The sequence below is a fragment of the Halomonas sp. BM-2019 genome, assembly GCF_017584085.1.
The window spans coordinates 2,512,856-2,516,767 of record NZ_CP071922.1; the positions used below are offsets into that span (position 1 = coordinate 2,512,856).

5 protein-coding genes are annotated in these 3,912 nt (G+C 68.6%); 2 read left to right on the plus strand and 3 right to left on the minus strand.

Annotated features, from left to right (window positions below; translation table 11 throughout):
* On the plus strand, positions 1–328 hold a 328-nt coding region (locus tag J5F18_RS12535; RefSeq protein WP_346298953.1), incomplete at its 5' end, for a solute carrier family 23 protein.
* A 157-nt stretch (positions 329–485) separates the two neighbouring features.
* Here J5F18_RS12535 and J5F18_RS12540 read toward each other — a convergent pair.
* Both J5F18_RS12540 and msrP read right to left on the minus strand, forming a co-directional pair.
* Positions 486–992, minus strand: a complete 507-nt coding sequence (locus J5F18_RS12540) for a ferric reductase-like transmembrane domain-containing protein (protein ID WP_346298954.1) — start codon at positions 990–992, stop codon at positions 486–488.
* Between the two features lie 19 nt (positions 993–1,011).
* Positions 1,012–1,989 carry a protein-methionine-sulfoxide reductase catalytic subunit MsrP gene (msrP, locus tag J5F18_RS12545; protein ID WP_346298955.1) on the minus strand — a complete coding sequence of 326 codons (978 nt, stop codon included), beginning with the start codon at positions 1,987–1,989 and terminating at the stop codon, positions 1,012–1,014.
* A 234-nt stretch (positions 1,990–2,223) separates the two neighbouring features.
* Between msrP and J5F18_RS12550 the strand changes: the two genes are divergently transcribed.
* Positions 2,224–3,213, plus strand: a complete 990-nt coding sequence (locus tag J5F18_RS12550; RefSeq protein WP_346298956.1) for a cytochrome c peroxidase — start codon at positions 2,224–2,226, stop codon at positions 3,211–3,213.
* Positions 3,214–3,275: 62 nt separating this feature from the next.
* Here the strand turns inward: J5F18_RS12550 and add are convergent.
* A partial coding sequence (add, locus tag J5F18_RS12555; RefSeq protein ID WP_346298957.1) for an adenosine deaminase occupies positions 3,276–3,912 on the minus strand: 637 nt, incomplete at its 5' end.

Sequence of the window (3,912 nt, forward strand, 5' to 3'; positions counted from 1 at the left end):
GATCGCCCTGCTCTTCCTGCCCTTCCTGTTCCTGTCGCCGCTGCTCTCCCTGGTGCCCGGCATCGCCACGGCCCCGGCCCTGGTGCTGGTGGGGCTCTTCATGCTGGCCCCGATCACCAAGATCGACTGGACCCGCTACGACCAGGCCTTCCCCGCCTTCCTGGCGATCATCCTGATGCCGCTGACCTACTCCATCACCCTGGGGATCGCCTTCGGCTTCCTCTCCTTCGTGCTGATCAAGCTGGCCACCGGTCGCCTGGAGGAGATCAAGCCCGCCATGTGGGTCTCGGCGGCGCTCTGCGTGGTGCTGCTGGCCACCACCCACTAGTCGGGCCCGGCGCCTCGCCCCGGCGGGCGAGGCGTCCCGGGCCGGGGCCGCGGGCGCAACGGCGGTTCAGCGCGCCCTACGCCCCACCAGGGCATCCAGGACCCGGAACAGCACCAGGGCGGCCACCGCCAGCGCGAAGCCGGTGGCCATCCGGTAGTCAGCGCGGGTCAGGATCCACAGGTGCATCACCCCCAGCGCCGCCGAGAGGTACACCAGGCGATGGAGCCAGTGCCAGGCCACATAGCCCATGGCCCTCTGGGAAGGAGGTCAGCGCCAGCGGCACCAGCAGCAGCAGCGCCGCCAACCCATAACGGACATAGGGCAGCTCCACCATCTCCCGGCGAATCCAGGGCCAGTCCCAGTACTGGTCGAGGCCCATCCAGGCCAGCGTATGAGCCAGCAGCCAGAAGAAGGCCCACAGGCCGATCTGACGTCGGGCGATCATGAAGCCGATCCAGCCGGTGAACCGAAAAGCCGGGCTGAAGCCGATGGTCACCACCAGCAGGGTCAGGCCGGTGCGTCCCGTGTAGTGCACCACCGCCTCACTGGGCACCACCCCCAGGTCACCGAAGAACCACCGCCAGGCCAGCCACACCGCCGGCAGGACACCCGCCAGCAGCACCAGCAGGCGAAAGGCAAGGATGCGCTGCGCGTGGTCCAGCATCGTGGCTCCCGTCGAACGATCAGAAGTGCCGGTTGAGGTCCATGCCGGCATAGAGATCGGCCACTTCATCGGCGTAGCCGTTGAACATCAGCGTCTCGCGACGCCCGCTCTCACCGATGCGACGCTCCCGGGCCTGGGACCAGCGCGGATGATCCACCTCAGGGTTCACGTTGGCGTAGAAGCCGTACTCCTCCGGGCTCTGTTCGATCCAGGCGGTGCTCGGCCGCTCTTCCACCAGACCAATCCTGACTACCGACTTGATGCTCTTGAAGCCGTACTTCCAGGGCACCACCAGGCGGATCGGCGCGCCGTTCTGATTGGGCATCACCTCGCCGTACATGCCCACCGCCATCAGCGTCAGGGGGTGCATCGCCTCATCGATGCGCAACGCCTCGCGGTAGGGCCACTCGAGGATGGCGCGGCGCTGACCGCGCAGGTTGTCGGGGTCGAGGATCGATTCGAAGAGCACGTACTTCGCCCGGGAGGTGGGTTCGTGCCGCTTGAGCAGCTCGGCCAGGGGGAAGCCGATCCAGGGGATCACCATGGACCAGGCCTCCACGCAGCGCAGCCGGTAGATGCGCTCCTCAAGCACCTGGTGGGCGAGGATATCCTCCAGGGCGAAGGTGCCCGGCTTCTCCACCTCGCCCTCGATGGCTACCGACCAGGGGTCGGTGACGAGCCGGTGGGCATAGACCTCCGGGTCGCTCTTGCGGGTGCCGAACTCGTAGAAGTTGTTGTAGGTAGTGGCATCGCGGAAGGCGGTCAGCGACTCGCCGTCGGCCAGCTCCTGGCTCGGCAACGAGCCTTCCAGGCGCGCCTCGAGCCCCTCGCGCCAGGCGTGGGCGGCGGGCGACAGCAGCAGGCCGGGTGCCAGCGCGGCGGCCCCCAGGGCCGCGCCGCCCTTGAGCGTGCCCTTGAGAAAGCGCCGCCGCTCCCGGAACAGCTCCCGGGGGGTGACCTCGGACTCGGGAATGGCGGGGTAGCGATAGCGGGTCATGGCCGGCGGCCTCCTCCGCAGGGTCGAGAAAGCCTTCAGCTTCCCGAAAAAGCCGTGAAGCGTCCAGCGGACTCGGGGAAGCCGAGCGAAAACTTGATGTGGCTCAAGAGTGGCCGTTTTCCGACGGTTTTACTAGGTTGATTAGCGACAAGCGATGCCGCTAACGTGCCAGACAGAAGCTAAGCGCGGGCTGGCCCCGCGACTGGCCCGGATCACCACCAGAGGGGAACGACCATGATTACCAAGCGCCTGCTGGCCTCCGCCATCGCCATCGGCTCTGCCGTGGCCATCGCCGCCCCGGCCCTGGCCGACGACGGGCTCGGCGATTACCGCGACCGCTTCGAGCCGCTGCCCCACTTCCCGCCGATTCCGGCGGACAACTCCCTGACCCCGGAGAAGGTCGAACTCGGCAACATGCTGTTCTTCGAGCCGCGCATCTCCTCCAGCGGGGTGATCAGCTGCGCCACCTGCCACAACCCGGCGCTGGGCTGGGCGGACCGTATTCCGCGTGCCACCGGCCATGACGGCCAGATCGGCGATCGCAACACCCCCACCGTGCTCAACTCCGGCTTCCTGGGCGCGCAGTTCTGGGACGGTCGCGCCGCCGATCTCGAGGAGCAGGCGCTCGGCCCCATCGAGGCCGATATCGAGATGGCCATGGACCTCGACACCGCGCTCGAGCGGCTGACCGACTTCGACCTCTATCAGGAGAAGTTCGCCGCGGCCTTCCCGGATGACGAGGAGCCGATCAATGCCGGCAACCTGGCCCAGGCCCTGGCCAGCTTCCAGCGCACCCTCAACACCCCGAACTCGCCCTTCGACCGCTACCTGCACGGCGACATGAACGCCCTGAACGAGCAGGAGAAGGACGGCATGGTGGCCTTCGTGGACAACGGCTGCATCGCCTGCCACAGCGGCCCGGCGCTGACCGACAGCAACTTCCACCGCATCCAGGTGCCGGGCTCCACCGACGTGGGCCGCTACGAGGTGACCGGCAACGAGGCGGACATGTACCGCTTCCGCACCCCGACCCTGCGCAACGTGGGGGTCACCTATCCCTACATGAACAACGGCGCCACCGAGACCCTGGAGGAGGCCGTGGCCATCATGGGCAGCGAGATGCTGGGGCGCGAGTTCGAGGAGCAGACCATCGCCGACATCACCGCCTTCATGCACACCCTGACCGGCGAGATGCCCCACTTCGAGGTGCCGGCCCTGCCGTAACTCATGACCTTCGGTCCGAGGCAGCCGCCTCGGCCGGCACAGGGAGGTGCCGGCGAGACGCCTCAGCGACAGGCCGCCAGCCGGTGGCGCAGCTCGGTGCGCCGCGCCTCGCTCATGAACCCCGCCTCGATGGCGGTACCGGCCAGCTCGACGAAGACCTCCTTCGACCAGCCGAAGGCCTGCTCGCAGGCCAGGTAGTTGGCCAGCATGCCGCCGCCGAAGTAGGCCGGGTCGTCGGAGTTGAGGGTGACGCGCAGCCCCGCCTCGAGCAGCTGGGGCAGCGGGTGGTCCTCGAGGCGCTCCACCACCCTGAGGCGCACGTTGGAGAGCGGGCAGACGGTGAGCACCCTGCCCTCCTCGCGCAACCGCGCCACCAGCTCGGGGTCCTCCAGGCAGCGCACGCCGTGGTCGATGCGGCAGACATCGAGGAGGTCCAGCGCCTCGCGGATATACTCGGGCGGCCCCTCCTCGCCGGCGTGGGCCACCCGCGGGATGCCCAGCCGCGCGGCCCGCTCGAACACCTCGGCGAACTTCGACGGCGGGTTGCCGCGCTCGGCGCTGTCCAGCCCCACCGCATCGAGCATCTCCCAGTAGGGGGCGGCGTCGTCCAGCACCCGCATCGCCTCGGCGGCGTCGCGGTCGCGCAGGAAGGCCAGGATCAGGGCGGTACTCATGCCGAGCTCCCGTTCGGCCTCTCGG